This window comes from Chryseobacterium sp. NFX27 (assembly GCF_049887855.1).
GTDB lineage: Bacteria > Bacteroidota > Bacteroidia > Flavobacteriales > Weeksellaceae > Chryseobacterium.
The window spans coordinates 94392-111816 of record NZ_JAGEKK010000005.1 but is presented as its reverse complement, the minus strand read 5'-3'; the positions used below and the strand labels follow the sequence as shown (position 1 = coordinate 111816).

The 17425-nt window shown below is 38.7% G+C and carries 13 protein-coding genes; 8 read left to right on the top strand and 5 right to left on the bottom strand.

The window, feature by feature from the left end; genetic code table 11:
• Nucleotides 1–128: 128 nt before the first annotated feature.
• On the top strand, nucleotides 129–1331 hold the full coding sequence (locus tag J4Q03_RS07390) for an MFS transporter (protein WP_426047552.1): 1203 nt from the start codon (nucleotides 129–131) through the stop codon (nucleotides 1329–1331).
• Nucleotides 1332–1449: 118 nt separating this feature from the next.
• Here the strand turns inward: J4Q03_RS07390 and J4Q03_RS07385 are convergent, their stop codons facing one another.
• The gene (locus J4Q03_RS07385; protein ID WP_426047551.1) at nucleotides 1450–1830 is read right to left on the bottom strand and encodes an STAS/SEC14 domain-containing protein; all 381 of its coding nucleotides are present in this window, start codon (nucleotides 1828–1830) and stop codon (nucleotides 1450–1452) included.
• 116 nt (nucleotides 1831–1946) lie between these two features.
• Here J4Q03_RS07385 and J4Q03_RS07380 point away from each other — a divergent pair, with 116 nt between their 5' ends.
• Nucleotides 1947–3152: an NAD(P)/FAD-dependent oxidoreductase gene (locus tag J4Q03_RS07380; protein ID WP_426047550.1), complete on the top strand. Its 1206-nt coding sequence runs from the start codon at nucleotides 1947–1949 to the stop codon at nucleotides 3150–3152.
• Between the two features lie 117 nt (nucleotides 3153–3269).
• Here the strand turns inward: J4Q03_RS07380 and J4Q03_RS07375 are convergent, their stop codons facing one another.
• The 3 genes from J4Q03_RS07375 to J4Q03_RS07365 form a co-directional block, all read right to left on the bottom strand.
• Nucleotides 3270–4466 carry a vWA domain-containing protein gene (locus J4Q03_RS07375; protein ID WP_426047549.1) on the bottom strand — a complete coding sequence of 399 codons (1197 nt, stop codon included), beginning with the start codon at nucleotides 4464–4466 and terminating at the stop codon, nucleotides 3270–3272.
• A 199-nt stretch (nucleotides 4467–4665) separates the two neighbouring features.
• Complete coding sequence (locus J4Q03_RS07370) at nucleotides 4666–5340, bottom strand: SIMPL domain-containing protein (protein WP_426047548.1); 675 nt, start codon at nucleotides 5338–5340, stop codon at nucleotides 4666–4668.
• A gap of 182 nt (nucleotides 5341–5522) precedes the next feature.
• Nucleotides 5523–7277 carry an amidohydrolase family protein gene (locus tag J4Q03_RS07365; RefSeq protein WP_426047547.1) on the bottom strand — a complete coding sequence of 585 codons (1755 nt, stop codon included), beginning with the start codon at nucleotides 7275–7277 and terminating at the stop codon, nucleotides 5523–5525.
• A gap of 187 nt (nucleotides 7278–7464) precedes the next feature.
• Here J4Q03_RS07365 and J4Q03_RS07360 point away from each other — a divergent pair, with 187 nt between their 5' ends.
• The 3 genes from J4Q03_RS07360 (at nucleotide 7465) to J4Q03_RS07350 (ending at nucleotide 10681) form a co-directional block, all read left to right on the top strand.
• Nucleotides 7465–9246 (top strand): histidine kinase, encoded by a 1782-nt coding sequence (locus J4Q03_RS07360; RefSeq protein ID WP_426047546.1) that lies wholly within the window; start codon nucleotides 7465–7467, stop codon nucleotides 9244–9246.
• 89 nt (nucleotides 9247–9335) lie between these two features.
• Entirely contained in the window at nucleotides 9336–10070 is a 735-nt protein-coding gene (locus tag J4Q03_RS07355; RefSeq protein WP_426047545.1) for a LytR/AlgR family response regulator transcription factor, read from the top strand.
• Nucleotides 10071–10138: 68 nt separating this feature from the next.
• Nucleotides 10139–10681: a lipocalin family protein gene (locus J4Q03_RS07350; protein WP_426047544.1), complete on the top strand. Its 543-nt coding sequence runs from the start codon at nucleotides 10139–10141 to the stop codon at nucleotides 10679–10681.
• A 257-nt stretch (nucleotides 10682–10938) separates the two neighbouring features.
• Here J4Q03_RS07350 and J4Q03_RS07345 read toward each other — a convergent pair whose 3' ends face one another.
• The gene (locus J4Q03_RS07345) at nucleotides 10939–11418 is read right to left on the bottom strand and encodes a hypothetical protein (protein WP_426047543.1); all 480 of its coding nucleotides are present in this window, start codon (nucleotides 11416–11418) and stop codon (nucleotides 10939–10941) included.
• Nucleotides 11419–11536: 118 nt separating this feature from the next.
• On the opposite strand from J4Q03_RS07345, the gene J4Q03_RS07340 reads away from it, so the two are divergent.
• The 3 genes from J4Q03_RS07340 (at nucleotide 11537) to J4Q03_RS07330 (ending at nucleotide 17382) form a co-directional block, all read left to right on the top strand.
• The gene (locus J4Q03_RS07340) at nucleotides 11537–12787 is read left to right on the top strand and encodes a CinA family nicotinamide mononucleotide deamidase-related protein (RefSeq protein ID WP_426047542.1); all 1251 of its coding nucleotides are present in this window, start codon (nucleotides 11537–11539) and stop codon (nucleotides 12785–12787) included.
• Nucleotides 12788–12902: 115 nt separating this feature from the next.
• On the top strand, nucleotides 12903–14960 hold the full coding sequence (locus J4Q03_RS07335) for a M13 family metallopeptidase (RefSeq protein WP_426047541.1): 2058 nt from the start codon (nucleotides 12903–12905) through the stop codon (nucleotides 14958–14960).
• Between the two features lie 325 nt (nucleotides 14961–15285).
• Nucleotides 15286–17382 (top strand): M13 family metallopeptidase, encoded by a 2097-nt coding sequence (locus tag J4Q03_RS07330; RefSeq protein ID WP_426047540.1) that lies wholly within the window; start codon nucleotides 15286–15288, stop codon nucleotides 17380–17382.
• Nucleotides 17383–17425 lie beyond the last annotated feature (43 nt).

Genomic DNA, 17425 nt, shown 5'->3' with positions numbered 1-17425 from the left:
TATCATTTCAGGAGAAGTGAAAACCGATATTTCTCGCGACTTTTGCACTTTCAAAGTAAAGATGGAAAACTGTTTTTATTTTTCAGAAAAAATCATTTAAAATTAATTCGAAAAGAAGTTTACTGACAATGAAGATTGATAAAAGAATAATACCTTTAGCCATAGGTGGTCTGGGAATAGGAACTACGGAATTTACCGTAATGGGACTGCTTCCTGATATTGCGAATACCTTAAAAATTAGCATTCCTGAAGCAGGGCACCTTATTTCGGCCTATGCGATGGGAGTAGTAATCGGAGCTCCGATCCTGATCGGGTATTCCGTGAAATTCCCACCTAAAAAAGTGTTAATGGTTTTAATGATCCTTTTTACGCTGTTTAATGGGCTTTCTGCGGTAGCTCCTGATTATACGAGCATGCTGATCATCAGATTTATGTCCGGACTCCCTCACGGTGCGTTTTTCGGAGTAGGAACGGTAGTCGCATCCCGCATGGCTGGAAAAGGAAAGGAGGCATTTTATATATCCTTAATGTTTACAGGGCTTACGATCGCGAATCTGATCATGGTTCCACTGGTCACGTATATCGGACATGTTTACCACTGGAAGCTGTACTTTGCCATTGTAGCATTAATCGGGCTTTTTGCCATATTATTCCTGAAATTATGGCTTCCGGCCATAGAATCGAATCAGAATACCCATTTCCTGGAAGAATTGAAATTTCTTAAAAATAAACAGTCATGGCTGGTTTTAGGAATTACAGCGATTGGGTTTGGAGGACTGTTTACATGGCTCAGCTATATCACTCCTTTAATGACAATCGTTGCCGGAATCCAAAGCAATCATATGGCTTATGTAATGATTCTTGCCGGTGCCGGAATGGTTGTTGGAAATCTTGCCGGAGGATTTATTTCAGACAGGCTGGGACCTGAGAAAACATGTGCTTTGCTGATCTTTCTGATGATGATTTCTCTGGCAGGAGTATTTTTCTTTGCAGAGAACCAGAATATGGCACTGATACTGACATTTATCTGTGGCGCGCTGTCGATGTCTGTTGCCGCACCTATTAATATCATGATGATGAAGGCGGCTCCTAAGAGCGAAATGATGGCTGCCGCATTTATGCAGGCGGCATTTAATATTGCCAATGCGATGGGTGCATTTCTGGGCGGAATTCCTCTGGAGTACGGGTTTTCCTTTAAATATCCATCGTTAGTAGGAGTGGGGATGACATTCATTGGTCTGGCAATAAGTTTGAGATACAGATATCTGTACGGGAAAGAAACTCCTGACAATGATGATGCAGCTGTAGAATGTGTACCTTGTGATAAGTAACAGTAAACCGGATTATAAGCACTTCTGAAGCACTTTAAAGATTTATAATCAACTGTCTAGATATAAAAGAGGCTTTGTTCAGTCGATGAACAAAGCCTCTTTTTCTTTATCAATAATGCTATACTTCCACTTCATTACCGTTCTTACACCAGTAAAGTGCATTATATAAGTTTTCTTTAGGGAAAGATTTAAATTCTCCCGGCATCAGAACACTGAAAATATCTGTGAAATTCTGTACCGCTTCTTTGTCTGTAACAATAGCTGTACGGTTCCATTTTGTGAGATTTTTTAATCCTAAAAATGCGTCTTCAAGCCATGCGCCCATGGTAAAATTATCCAGATCAGTATCCAAATACAGTAAGTAATTCAGCTCGCCAAACTGGTCTACTTTTTCTTTTACATGAGGGATGACAAGGTTTTCAAAATCTTCTTTCGTCACATCTCCGGTCGCACTGAATGCCGCAACATTTTCCGGAGCTTCTGGAATAATTGTTATCATACTAATTATTTTAAGTGGGTTGGATTTTAAAACTGGGTACAATAATTGCACCATTAATTGATAAAAAATCGTTAAAATACTTATAAATGTTATTGTTTTAAATGTAATATTCAATTATGGATCTAAAATCAAATGAACCTTTCTGGCTTCTAAAAAACGGATTGACCGCTTCATACCCATCCCTTAAATCAAATAAAGACTGTGATATACTCATTATAGGCGGTGGTATTACCGGAAGTCTTATTGCCCATCAAATGGTGAGTGACGGCTATAAAACGATCCTGATTGACAAACGCGAGCTCTGTAACGGGAGTACTTCAGCAACGACTTCTATGCTACAGTATGAAATAGATGTTCCCCTCTTTAAGCTGGAAGAACTGATTGGCAAAAAAGGTGCTGTAGAAAGTTACAAAGCCTGTTCTGATGCAATAGATACCCTCGAAAAACTTTCAAAACAAATCAGATCCGATGCAGGCTTTAAACGGAAGAAATCCTTGTATTTTGCCTCAAAAAAGAAAGATGTAAAGTGGCTGAAAGATGAATATATGGCAAGAAAAGATGCAGGATTTGATGTAAAATGGATAGAAGCAGAAAAAGTGATGGAGCAGTTTGGACTTGAAAACACATATGGTGGAATTCTTTCCAGGCAGGGAGCCAGTATTGATGCTTTTAAATTCGCCCATGAATTGTTTAAACACAATATAAGAAAAGGTTTAGAAATATTTGATAAGACTGAAATGACAAAAGTGGAATATCACAAAGGTTTTAATCTGATAACGGTAAACAGCGGTTTTCAGATCAAAGCTAAAAAAGTGATCTACTGTATTGGATATGAAAGCAAAAATCTGCTGAAGGAAAATTTTGTTGATTTAAAAAGCACGTATGCCCTCGTTTCAGAAATTGATGGCGATAAATTCAAGAATATCAGCAATACCCTGATCTGGAATACGGATACACCTTATATCTATATGCGTGCAACAGCCGATGGCCGGCTTCTGATCGGAGGAGGCGACGAAGATTTCTACAGTGCTGAAAAGCGGGATGTCCTTCTGGATAAAAAGGAAAAAGAGATTCTGAGAAACCTGAAGAAAATAAAACCTGATTATCATTTTTATACAGATTTTGTATGGGCCGGAACTTTTGGGGAAACCAAAGACGGACTGCCTTATATTGGCGAGCATAAAAAGTTTAAGAATTCTTATTTTGTACTGGGATTCGGTGGAAACGGAATCACGTTTTCTGTGACAGGGATGGAAATGGCTTCCCGGTTTATGGAAAATAAAAAACACCCGCTGTCAAGGTATTTTAAGTTTGGGAGGTAAAAACCGGTGGTTAGCCACCGGATGTACATGAAGATTGAAGTTAAGACCAGACCAATACCAAAACAAAATGATGGCTAAAGATATTCAAAGCCACCATCTGTACGGATTTTGGAACTATTATTTAGCAGTATATCCATTTGCTTTTGCCTGCTCCAAAATAGAACTTTCAATTGCTTTTCCAAGGTCATCAGTATCTGCATTGCCCCGTTTTTTCATTTCGGCATCAATATATTCCTGACGTTTTCTGGAAAGCTCTTCAATCTCCTTCTGAATTTTCCCGCGTTCTGTAGATTTTATGGCAACTGCTTTTTTAATTTCTTCCTTGCTTTTGCCTTTTAGTTCGGCCGGCAGCACATCATCTTTCACTGTAGCAATAAACCCTGCATCACTTTCAGCTTTGTCTACCAGGTCCCAGTGGTCGTTTTTATAAGCATTCTTTTTAGACTTGGCTACGGCTCTTTCTACGTAATTGGAAGCCGACTGAACTTCTGCATTTCTATCCTGTGTAACCTGCTTAAGCTTATATTCAGAGCCGTGACTTCCATAATAAATGTAGGTGTCATTCAGTTTTGTATTGCATTCTGAGATTTTTACATCATAAGGCGTTTCAATATAAATCACCTTCCTGTCGCTGTCGATATTGAAATATTTACCGCCGCCCACTACTGCTCCGTTCTGCCAGAAGGTTTGGGTTCCTTCTTCTCTGTTTCCGCAGAAAATGGTATTGGTATAAATGTTTTTGCTTTTAGCTTTGGAAATGACTTCCTTGTAATTCACCCTTCCCTGGTCAAACGGTTCATTGCCGGCGATATAGATCAGTTTCATGCTTTTTTCGTTGCCATCCCAGCTCAGGTTCATCGAGGCATCACGGATTACGGCACCGCAATATTCACTTCCCCCGTTAGTTCTTAGTGCAAATAATTTCTCGGAAACCAGATCAAGATCCTGCGTAAGCGGAGTAATCTGGCGGATATAATTTTCATCACGGATACCGTCATTCCCATATTCATAAAGGGCAATTTCTATCTGGGGAGCCTGACCATTATACTTCAGAGTGGTTAGCGTATTCACAATATTCCAAAGTCTTGATTTGGCCTGATCAATCAGCCCGTCCATACTGTTGGAAGTATCCAGCAGAAGGGCAACCTGGATTTTGTTATCCTTTGATGTTACCACAGGCTGTATTACCGAAGCATTTTGAATAAATGTCTCTCTGCCTGATGTATTGCTGTTTGAACAGCGGGCGTCTGAAAAACTTCCTGAGCTTAAAAAAAAAGTACCGGCTGTCAGGGCTAAGATTTTTAAAGTTGTCATAATTCTATTTTTTTATTGGTTATCTGCTGTAATATTGAATCTTAACTTATTTATTGTTATAATTCCTGAAGTAAAATTATCTGTATTTAAGGATGAAAACCGGGAGACTTGGTGAAACCTGACTTTCACTTGGTGAACTTATAAAGCTGGTTTAAGACAAAAAAAACAGCCCTTCCGGACTGTCTTAAATCTGTTTATTTTAAAGGATTTCGTATCTCGTTTTGATGCTGTATTTCAGCTTGATATTTTCAATATTGTCAAAAGAAAAATCGGTTACGGCATCTGCCGCTTCAAGCTGTATATTTCTCATGCTGCTTTTATAAGCTACAGGAAGAACCGTATCGCTGGTGTAATCTTCAATTTCGATGATCTCAATCGGAGCTCCGGCCTTTTTGCCCATACTTTCCAAAAGATAATCCGCTTTTTCTTTGGCTGCTTTTAAAGCATTGATCTTAACGGTTTTCTTAAAATCAGCAATTTTAGTATTCTTTACTTCTGAAACGTTCAGGCTGCTTACCCATTTCTGGTTCAGGTCTTCGAATATTTTGCTGATATTTGCTTTTGCACTGGCCTTGAACTGGTAATTTTTTGTAAATTTTCCATTTTTAGCATATACATTCTGATACATCGATTTAAATTTGATGTCTTCGTTCTTCACTCCGGAATTCTTTAATGTTTCAATCAGCTTTTTTTCGTTGTCTGCCAATTCGTTTTTGTTATCCGCTTTGATGCCGATGCTGAAGATAATTTCATCCGGCTCTACTTCCATTTCTGCAATCCCTGTAACTTCAATTGCATTTTTCTTTACTTCCTGTGCATGGGCAAAACTTCCCAGAGTAAAGATTCCGATCAATAAAAAATGTCTCAATTTCATAATTTCTTGTTTTAAATTCTGAAGTAAAATTACGGCGATCTGAAACCGGAAATGAAGAGACTTGGTGAAATGAGGTTTTCACTTGGTGGATGGTCACAAAAAAAGACAATCCCTGTGAGAATCGTCTTTTTCAAATTTTTTAAATATGATTTGAATCATTTTTAAGGGTTCAAAAAATAAAACTAATGGATAAAGTAAACCTTTGAGATTTTGTCGTTTTTAATTTCATAAATAGCTGTTGCTTCCGTCTTTACACCAGGTCTCAATCCCGAAACGCTCTCTTTATCGATAACAGTATTAAGATTCACAATCCTCTGTTTGATTTCGCAATGAAGATCCGGAGATTTATCAAACAGATTGGAATATGTTTTTCTCATGGCTTCCTTTCCTTTGCTGATCAGCTTTCCTGGAAACAGGTACAGTTCTACATCCTCTGCATAAGGCTCCAGAAATGCTTCAATATTTCTCGCATTATAAGCATTCACCTGCTGCTGAGCCAGGGATTCCGGTGTCACTTTTACAATTCTTTCATGGTCTATAGGAAGTCCGTTTTTTATAACCCAATCAATATCAGTAAGATGGTCCAGATTTTCAACAGGATTAGAATTCAGTAAAACAAGATCAGCTGCTTTTCCCACTTCAATGCTGCCGGACTCCTTTTCCTTATTAAGGATCTTCGTAGGGTTAATGGTTGCCGACTGAAGAATCTGCCATTCGTCCATCCCGCTTTCCTTCATGGCCTTAAGTTCTGAGATAAATGATGATGCATGTTGCGTTCCGATATTTCCGGCGTCCGTACCAGCAGCGATGGTTACACCTCCTTCAGCCATTTTTTTGAGATTAACAGCTCTGATGGAATCCGTTTTTGAGATATAGGCTTTGATCTTAGGTTCACTGAACCTTGCTTTACGCTTATTAAGTATAACAGAGTCTGAAGTTTGTGTAAGATGCTTCAGGTCGTACATAGAGCCAATGCTTTCTGGATGAGAATTTTCCAGCTCATAAGTAGTGTAGGTCTTCTTTTGTCCGTAAGTATCATAATAATTATCCATTACCGTAAGGGTAGGGCATACAATGACCTTTTTTGATTTTAAAAGCTTTATAAAATCATCAGAAATCACTTCATCCTCTATATTATGTACCAGAAAATCGGCACCGTTTTGTACAGCTGTTTCAGCGGTGAAGCGTTCTGTTGCATGAATGGCGATCTTTAAATTATTTTTATGAGCCTCATCAATAACTGCTTTTATAGCCGGTTCCAATTCCTTTGCCTGTTCTTTCTTTTTCTGTGCATCTCCCGTTACGATATACCATATCTTAATAAAATCAGGTTGATAAGCAATCTGTTCCTGAACCAGTTTCTTAGCATCATCCACAGACGAGAGCAGCCTGAAAGGTTCATCTTTATTAAGATTTTTAAAAGCTTCAGGCTCATAAGTAGTAATGAGCGGTCCCGACATATACACTGAAGGCAGACGGACATTCTCTTTCAAAGAATCTCTGAGTTTTAGTAAATTATACGTTGCTCCGGGATCAATTACTGACGTCATTCCCATTTTAAGATAACGCTGCAGAAGCTCTTCCATATTATGATGGCTCCAGCTGATTTCTTTTTCATAAGGAACATGTTTTCTGAGATCAAGGGCATCCGGTCTTGTATATAGACCGCCGCTCTGGAAAAAATGGACGTGTGCATCCGTCATTCCTGGCATCAGGTATTTACCTTTACCGTCAATAACATGGGAGTTCTTCGGAATTTTGATCTGCCTGCTGGGTTTTATTTCTGTAATTGGCTTTCCTGAAAAGACAACAGTCTGGGCAGGAATCAGTTTTTTGTGAATAACATCCACAACAGTTACATTTTCAATATAGATCTGTGCATGAAAAATGTTCATACAAAAGAAAGTTGCCAATGCGATCTGGAATTTTTTGCACATGAGTTTGGGATAAAGTAACAATACAAATATAACAAAAGACGGACTGCCTTCTGTTACAGAATTTTAAGGAACATGTAAAGGTTTGATTTTTTAACTGGCAAACTTGGTGAAATGAAGTTTTGACTTGGTAAAGAATACCAAAGGATACCTAAAGTTTTACTTACTTTGCATTCAAGATCTGAAACCCGTGAAATTAGTTTTTAAAATACTGTTTATCTTCATTCTTGCTGCAGGAAATTTCTGTACAGCACAGGATTCCACGCGGGTTACTCAGGCCTACAAATCGGCAGCCAGACTCAAAAAAGCAGTAGACAACAATGATAATAAAGGCGTTGCCGACACTTATGTGGGAATTGCCAATGATTACTACAATCAGGGTAATTATGCTAAAAGCGAAGAGTTTTTAGTCAAAGCCAGAACTATTTACAAAAACCTTAACGACAAGAAAAATCTGGAATCTGTCACCCGGAAAATTGCCCAGTCTCAGGAAAAGCAGAACAAAATAACTCCCGCCATCAGCAATTACAGCATGGCAGCCGAGATGAGCTATACTGAAAAAAGCAGGGCTGTCAATGCCAATGACGTGGCAAGACTTTCTTCTCCCACACCCGAACAGAAAGCAGAAGCCATTCAGGATAATATCAATATAAGTCTTAAAACAAAAGATAAAGGTGATCTGGCAGCAAGTTACAGCCAGATGGCGGATGTCAATATACAGCAGAAAGATATCCCTAAAGCAGAAGAAAACCTCAACAATGCCTATGTTCTCTCTAAAAAAGAAGCTCCTCAGCAGGCATTGGAGATCAATCAGAAACTGACTGATTTCTATGTTGAAAACAGGAATTTCAAAAAAGCAATTGAAGCCAAAAAGAAAGTTCTGAAAGAAGACTTTGTAAAAGAAAATTCACAGGAAAAAGTCAATCAGATCCAGGAGCTGGCTGATATTTATATTAAAAATAATGATCCTGAAGAAGCTGTTACCTTATTAAAAAATGCCTATGGAATTGCCCTTGAAAAAGGACATACGCTTGAAGCTCAGAAAAGTGTAAAAAGGCTGGACAGCCTCTATAATATTGCAGGAGATACTGATGCTTCGGTTTCGCTGTACAGGGATTTTCTTGGGAAACTTCCGGATCTCGTTTCCAAAGACAGAAGCCTGATCGACAATAAAATACTGGAAGATACCGAGCAGAGGATATCACAGCTTGAAAAAGAAAAAGAACTGAAAGACCAGCTTATCCGCAGGAAAAATGTCTTTAATTACAGCCTGATCGGAGTTTTGATTCTGTTGACGGGCCTCGTGATCTTTATTTTCAGAATGCTGAAAAAAGTTCAGGTCAAAAATAAAAAAATTGCTCTGCAGTCGCTGCGCCGTGAAATGAATCCACATTTTATCTTTAACAGCTTAAACAGTGTCAACCATTTTATAGCAACCAATAACGAGCTGGAAGCCAATCAGTATCTGACGAAGTTTTCAAAACTGATGCGCGGCGTCATGGAAAATTCTGCTGAAGATTTCATTCCTTTCCAGCAGGAGCTGGATCTGCTCCAAAATTATCTTGCCCTGGAAAAAACGCGGTTTGCTGATAAATTCGATTATGAAATTGATGTAGACGAAAGCCTGAATATGCAGAGCCTTAAAGTTCCCGGAATGCTCATTCAGCCTTTTCTTGAGAATGCAGTCTGGCACGGATTGCGCTACAGAAATGAAAAAGGATTTCTGAAACTTAATTTTGAAAAAGAAGCTCAGCATTTAAAAATTACGGTTGAAGACAACGGAATCGGAATTCAGGAAAGTAAAAAGCAAAAAACGGAACACCAGAAAACCAGAGAAGGGCGGGGAATGAAAAATACACTGGAAAGGATAAAGCTGTTAAATGACCTCTACAAAAAAGAGATCACATGTAGCATAAAAGATAAAGAAAACAGCGGCGGAGTTCAGGTTACTATAAAAATTAATATTATTTAATAAAGCTTTAAAAGCTCCTGTCGCATCTGAAAATTAAAACGGAAATAGTAATGAAAATGTTCACTCTTCCAAAACTCTAACCTGAAAAAATGAAAATACAATCCGTAATCGTAGACGATGAGATCATTGCAAGAGAAGTTCTCAGAAATTATCTCACGAAATACTGTCCTCAGGTAGAAATTATAGGCGAGGCGGAAAATATCAAAGAAGCCGTTCCCCTGATTGCTGAAAAACAGCCGAAGCTGGTCTTTCTGGATGTCGAAATGCCTTTTGGGAATGCCTTTGATGTGTTAGAAGCTACCAAAGAATTTTCTTATGAAACCATTTTTATCACAGCATTTTCCCAATATTCGCTGCAGGCTCTCAATAAATCGGCCAGTTATTATATCCTGAAACCTATAGATATTCAGGAGCTTATTCTGGCGGTAAATAAAGTAGCGGAAAGCCTCGAAAGTAAAGAAGAACTCAACCGTAATAAAATCCTTCTCGAAAATTTAAAACTAAAGCCTGAAAAGCAGCAGCTCATTCTCCCGACACTTCAGGGATTTGATGTTGTAAAAACTGAAGATATTCTTAGGTTGCAGGCAGACGGAAATTTCACACAGGTTTACCTTACCGATGGCTCAAAAAAAATGGTCTGCCGTTTCCTGAAACATTTCGATGATCTTCTGGAAAATCCTTTTGTAAGGGTTCACCGTTCCCACATCATTAATGCTGGATTTGTAAAATCTTATCATAAAAGTGGAACTGTGATGCTTTCAGATGATACGGAAATTGAAGTTTCTGGCAGTTTCAAAGATAATTTTCTGAAGGTTTTTTCCTAGAATATCTTCCTTAAAAGCTTAAAGGCATTATTTTTGAAGTTTTCACCGCAATCACAAAATATTCCATTATGAAAACTTTTCAGAAAATTGCGGTTCCGGTTACATTAGGTATTCTGGGGTTGATTATTTACAATTCCTGTTCTCCCGGAATTACCAAAGGAGCTGTTGCCGTTCAAAACTTTGATGCTAAGAAATATCTCGGAAGATGGTATGAAATTGCCCGTTTCGATTACAGATTCGAGAAAAATATGGATAATGTCACTGCCGAATACTCCGAAAATCCAAACGGCTCCATCCGTGTCCGCAATAAAGGCTATGATTACGTTAAAAAAGAATGGAAAGAATCCATTGGAGAAGCACGTTTTGTAAAAGATAAAACCGAAGCCCGACTTAAAGTTTCATTTTTCAAACCAATCTGGGCCGGTTACAATGTGATTGATATCGACGAAGATTATCAGTATGCCCTGGTGGCAGGAAGCAGTGTAAAATACCTGTGGATCCTATCCAGAACAACTTCAATTCCCGAAAGTATAAGACTGCGTTTTATCGAAAAAGCAAAAAAACTAGGGTATAACACGGATGAATTGATCTGGGTGAAGCATAATCAGTAATTTAAATCAGGATTTTAGATATCAGATACAAGACTGTGATTGGAAAACGCCAATGGTGAATTTGCTTCGCAAGTGAAATGTGAATGCCAGAATCCAATAGTCAAGATTTACGATTGTAGATGTAAGACTTCAGATATGAGACATTACTGCTGGTGGCTTCGAGTGCCTCAGCCACCAGATATTTCTCTTAATTTATGCCTTTTGAATTCACAGCCGCAAACTCTGCATCTGCAACTTATTCGTAACGACTCCTAAACTCAAACCACGTAGCCTGAAAACTCCTTCCACTCTTCAAAACGCTGATCAATAACAGGCTTTATCAGATCGTAGTTTTCGTATGTGTCTTCTACATGATAAAAAGATTCATACTCGAAATTATTTTCTTCCGCTTTTCTGTCAAAGGTTTCCGAATAATCATCTGTAAACGAACTGAATTTTTTTCCGAAGACAGTATCGTCATTGTAATAAGCCTGTGCAAAACCGTTGCCGGTATCATTCAGATCATGTGGGCTGAACTTTTCATCACATATATCAATCAGGAATTGCCCTCCGGTCATCTCACGTCTTTTCACACTTTGGATCTCATCTGTGGAATCTTGCACCAACTCTTCTGATATGAGTTCATTGTTGATGCACCATGTCAGAAACATTCCGATATGGGTAGCTGCATTTTCATCAGGTAGATTTTCCGGATATTCTCCGCCATAGTGCCAGGAAGCATCATCATATTTTGCCATCGCCGAATAATTATAGTTTTAAACAGTATCAGCCAAAGATAGAAAAAATCATTTTATGTTGTCTTAGCCGTAGATTTTTACGTCATTTGCAGGACATTTTTCTTTCAAGAATTTATATATGGAAAAAGCTGTTCTGATTACGATCGGTGATGAAATCCTTTCCGGAAACACCGTTGATACCAATTCTAATTTTATTGCCGCAGAACTTAAAAACATAGGCATACAGGTTATACAGATCTTCACAATTTCAGATGAGATTGCCACTATTAAAAATACTTTAAAGGTTGCTTTTGAAATTGGAGATCTTATTATTACAACAGGCGGATTGGGCCCGACAAGAGATGATAAAACCAAGAAAGCACTGGCAGAATTTTTTAATGACGAAATTGCCTTGGACGAGGTCACTTTCAACCATCTTAAAAATTATATGGAAAGGCGCGGCCGGCTGGATATTCTTGAAAGAAACAGAGAACAGGCCTTTGTTCCTACAAAATCTGTTGTTTTCCAAAACCATTTTGGAACGGCACCATGTATGATGATGGAGCAGGACGGGAAACTATGTTTCAGCCTTCCCGGAGTTCCTTATGAAGTAAAACCGTTGATCAGAGATCAGATTGTTCCTTATCTAAAAGAAAAATTCAATCTTTACTATATTCATACCAGAATAGTTTCTGTGGTGGGCATTCCCGAGAGTATTCTCGCAGACACTATTGAAGACTGGGAGCTTGCCCTTCCTGAAAATATCGCATTGTCTTATCTTCCGGTAGGAACACGTGTGAAACTGAGACTTACTGCTTCAGGGGATAATGAAGTGGCCCTGAAACAGCAGGCAGAAGACGAGATTCAGAAGCTCCTTCCTTTGGTAGGAGATCACGTTATCGCAGTATCGGAAGACAAAATAGAGAAAATTCTGGCGGAGATCCTTACGGAAAGAAAACTGACTATATCCACGGCAGAAAGCTGTACCGGAGGTGAACTGGCAAGAATGATCACAGCCAATTCCGGAAGCTCAAAATATTTTATCGGCGGAATTGTACCTTATGCTACAGAAAAGAAAATAGAGATTTTAAAAGTTGCTCAGGAAACCGTAGACCAGTTTACAGTTGTAAGTGAACAGGTGGCCAGTGAAATGGCAGAAGGCTGTCAGAAATTATTTGGCTCCGATATTTCTATGTCCACAACAGGGGTTGCCGGCCCGGATAAAGGTGAAGACGGTAAAGAAGTGGGAACCGTTTTTTATACGATACGGATCAATGAAAAAGAAGTCACTTCAAAACTGTATATGCCTCATCTGGACAGACCCGATTTTATGAATTTCGTTTCCCAGAAGATCATTCAGGACCTGGTGGGCTTATTAATTTCAAAGTAATCTTTTTAACTATCCAAAGGAAAAATAATCAATATTATAATTGTTAATTTTTTATTGAAACGAATTGTAACAGATTACAAAAAAAAACTACATATACAATAAATTTGCTATCATAATGAAAAAACTAACGCTTTCTTTGTTTTTACTGGCAGGAGTTTGCTCACTTAATACAGTGAACGGACAGGCAAAAGCCGTAAAAACAGCCGTTAACAGCACAGATAAAGGCTTGGATATTAGCCTTATGGATACTTCTGTACGTCCGCAAGATGATTTTTATAACTACGTAAGCGGAACTTGGATGAAAACAGCCAAAATTCCATCTGATAAACCGACCTGGGGAAGTTTCAACAAACTGGCTGAAGATACGGATAACAACTCAATGACTATTCTGAACTCTCTTCTGAAAGATAAATTTGCAGAAGGAAGCGAGGGCAAGAAAATCCAGGATCTGTATGCTACTTATATGAACATGCAGAAGAGAAATGCAGACGGAATCAAGCCTATTCAGACTAACCTGAATAAAATTGATGCGATTAAAAATCTTGCCGATCTTCAGAACTATTTGATTTCTGTAACAAAAGACGGAGAAAATACTTTGTACGGATGGGGCGTTGATGCCGATCTTAAAGATTCTAAAATGAATGCTGTGTACTTAGGGAATGCTGCTCTGGGGCTAGGAAGAGATTACTATCAGAAAGAAAACGAAAAAAATACAGAAGCTATTGCTGAATATCAGAAATATGTAGCTTCCATGCTGAAAGAATTAGGCTACAAAAATGCTGATGCAGCGGCAAAAGGAATCGTCGACTACGAAAAAAGTATTGCAAAAACTTATCTTACCAACGAACAGAGCCGTGACAACACATTGCAGTACAACCCAAAAACTATGGCTGAGCTTTCAACACTGGTAAAAGGTGTTGATATCCCTGCTTACCTTAAAAAAGCAGGAGTAACTACAGATAAAGTAATCATCGGAGAAATCGGATATTACAAAGAATTTGATAAATTGGTAACTGCTCAGAATCTTCCTGTAATCAAGGATTATTTAAAATTCCATATGATTCACGGAAGTGCCTCTTATTTAAGCGATAAATTGGGTAACATGAAATTTGATTTCTATGGTAAATACCTGAGAGGTCAGCAGGAACAGAGAGCATTGAACAAGAGAGGTTTCGAATTGATCAATGGTACTCTAGGTGAAGCCTTCGGAAAATTATACGTTGAAAAATACTTCCCGGCTGAGGCAAAAGCACAGATGGTGGAATTGATCGACTATTTAAAGAAAAGCTTTGCCGTTCACATCAACAATTTAGCGTGGATGTCTTCTACAACGAAAGAAAAGGCAATGAACAAACTGAACAAGTTTACTGTAAAAGTTGCTTATCCTGATAAATGGAAAGACTATTCAAAATTAGATATCGTTTCTGAAGCTAAAGGTGGAAATCTATACAGCAATCTTCAGAACATTACCGAATGGCAGTATAATAAAGATCTTGCAAAAATCGGTAAAGCTGTTGACAAATCAGAATGGGGTATGACACCGCAAACGGTAAATGCTTACTATAACCCGGTAAACAACGAGATTGTTTTCCCTGCTGCAATTCTTCAGCCGCCTTTCTTCAATCCTAAAGCTGATGCTGCCGTTAATTTTGGTGGAATCGGTGCTGTTATCGGTCACGAAATGAGCCATGGATTTGATGATTCAGGTGCACAGTTTGATGCAGACGGAAACCTGGTAGACTGGTGGACGCCGGAAGATAAAGCGAACTTCGAGAAAGCAACAAAAGCTCTTGCTGCACAGTATGACAAATACGAGCCGGTAAAAGGAACTTTCGTAAACGGTACGTTCACAAACGGTGAAAATATCGCTGACTTAGGAGGAGTAAATATCGCTTACGATGCCCTTCAGATGTATTTAAAAGATAAAGGAAATCCAGGGAAAATCAGCGGATTCAGCCAGGATCAGAGATTCTTCCTGAGCTGGGCAACTGTTTGGAGAACTTTATCCAGTGAAAAGTATATGGTGAACCAGGTAAAAACTGACCCGCACTCTCCGGGATACTTCAGAAGCTTCGGCCCACTCATCAACGTTGATGCTTTCTACAATGCATTTGACGTGAAAAAAGGAGACAAATTATACAAAACTCCAGAAGACAGAATCAAAATCTGGTAATTATCATCAGAAAATAGTAAAACCGTTCAGCAATGAGCGGTTTTTGTTTTTTTATGTGGAGATATCAAATGTTAGGTTGCAACTAGCAGATGCGAGTTTCAGGTTATGAGGTTTCAAGATACGTTTTCCGGGTTGCCAGTAGCTAACTCATTCTGATTTCTTAAATGTTTTTTTTACCCTAAAACGCTCAAACGCTACAACCCCCTCATACTCTCAAACCCACGGAAATCACTGCCAATTCTTCATCATTTATCAATTATCATTAATCACCTATTGTTAAAATTTGTATATTTGATAAGTTTGTAGACAATCAAAATTATCTTTAATGAAAAAGCTAAATATTGGAATACTTGCCCTTTCCGGCATTGTATTTTTAAACTCATGCGGAACGGCTAAAACTGCCGGTACAGAAATCAAAACCGAAACTACGGTTGCTGTTGCAGAACCTGTGAAAGAAGAAATAAAAGATGAGGGAATTAATTTATCTTATATGGATAAAAGCGTTCGCCCGCAGGATGACTTTTTTAGCTATGTGAACGGGAATTGGGTGAAAACTACTCAGATTCCTTCCGATAAAGCGAGCTGGGGATCTTTCAATGCGTTGAGAGAAAATGTAGATGATGCTTCTCTGGATATTCTGAACAAAATTTTATCCGAAACATATTCCGAAGGATCAGAAGGTCAAAAGATCCAGAATCTGTATGCGTCTTTTATGGATGTAAATAAGAGAAATGCTGACGGATTGGCTCCTATTAAAGGGGATTTAGCAAAAATTGAGGCGATTAAAAACCTAAACGACCTGCAAGAATACCTTCTTGAAGCCACAAAATTGGGTGACAATTCCTTCTACGGATGGAGAGTAGGTGCAGATATGAAGAATTCTAAAATGAATGCGGTGTATCTTGGCGGTCCGGATCTTGGACTAGGAAGAGATTACTATCAGAAAGTAAATGAGGCCAATACTAAAACTTTAACAGAATATCAGGCCTATGTCGGAAAACTATTTGGGGTTTTAGGCAATAAAAATTCAGAACAGGCTGCGCAGAATGTTGTGGCATTTGAAAAGCAGCTTGCCAACTACCTGTTGACTCTGGAGCAGAACAGAGATGCCAATCTGAGGTACAACCCTAAAAATGTAAATGAACTTTCAGGACTGGTTAAAAATGTCAACCTTGCTAAATATCTGAAGGATGCAGGAGTGAATACCGATAAAGTAATCATCGGTGAACTGAAATATTATCAGAATATGGATCAGTTTGTGACTGAAAAGAATCTTCCTCTGTTAAAAGACTATCTGAAATACCACCTGATTAACGGGAATGCCAGCAATCTTGATGATAAGCTTGAGCAGATCAGGTTTGATTTCTATTCAAAATATCTTCAGGGCCAGAAAGAGCAGCGTCCGATGGACAAAAGAGGACTTAGTCTTGTAAATGGAGTTCTTGGTGAGGCTTTTGGAAAATTATATGTTGAAAAATATTTTACTCCTGAAGCAAAAGCTCAGATGGAGATGTATATTGATTATATTTTAAAGTCATTCAAAACGCATATCAACGATATGGACTGGATGTCTCCGGCCACTAAAGTGAAAGCTCAGGAAAAACTGTCTAAATTCACTGTGAAAATTGCTTATCCTGACAAATGGAAAGATTATACCCGGTTAAAGGTGGAATCTCCAAAACAGGGCGCAACACTGTATTCCAATCTTCAGAACGTATCTGAGTGGCAATATCAGAGAAGCCTTGATAAAGTAGGAAAACCGGTTGACAAAACAGAATGGGGAATGTCTCCGCAAACTGTGAATGCTTATTACAGCGGATCAAACAATGAGATCGTTTTCCCGGCCGCGATTCTTCAGCCTCCTTTCTATAACCCTAAAGCTGATGCTGCCGTAAACTTCGGAGGTATCGGAGCCGTTATCGGGCATGAGATCTCTCACGGATTTGATGACAGCGGCTCACGTTTTGACGGTGACGGAAACCTAAACAACTGGTGGACGGATGAAGACCGTAAGAACTTTGATGCGAAAGTAGGACAGTTAGCTGCTCAGTACAGCGCTTATGAACCGGTAAAAGGAAGCTTTGTAAACGGTAAATTTACCAGCGGTGAAAATATCGGTGACCTTGGTGGAGTAGCAGTAGCTTACGATGCCCTTCAGATGTATCTGAAAGATAAAGGAAACCCCGGAAAAATCAGTGGATTTACACAGGATCAGAGATTTTTCATGAGCTGGGCAACCGTGTGGAGAACAAAATCTACTGACCAGTATATGATCAACCAGGTGAAAACCGATCCTCACTCTCCTGGAGTGTTCAGAGCATTCGGACCGCTGGTCAATCAGGATGCATTCAATAAAGCATTTGATATAAAACCTGGGGACAAAATGTATAAAGCGCCTCAGGACAGAATAAAAATTTGGTAGAATAACCAAAATTGTTAGAAAAAAGAATCCATCCCAATTAATA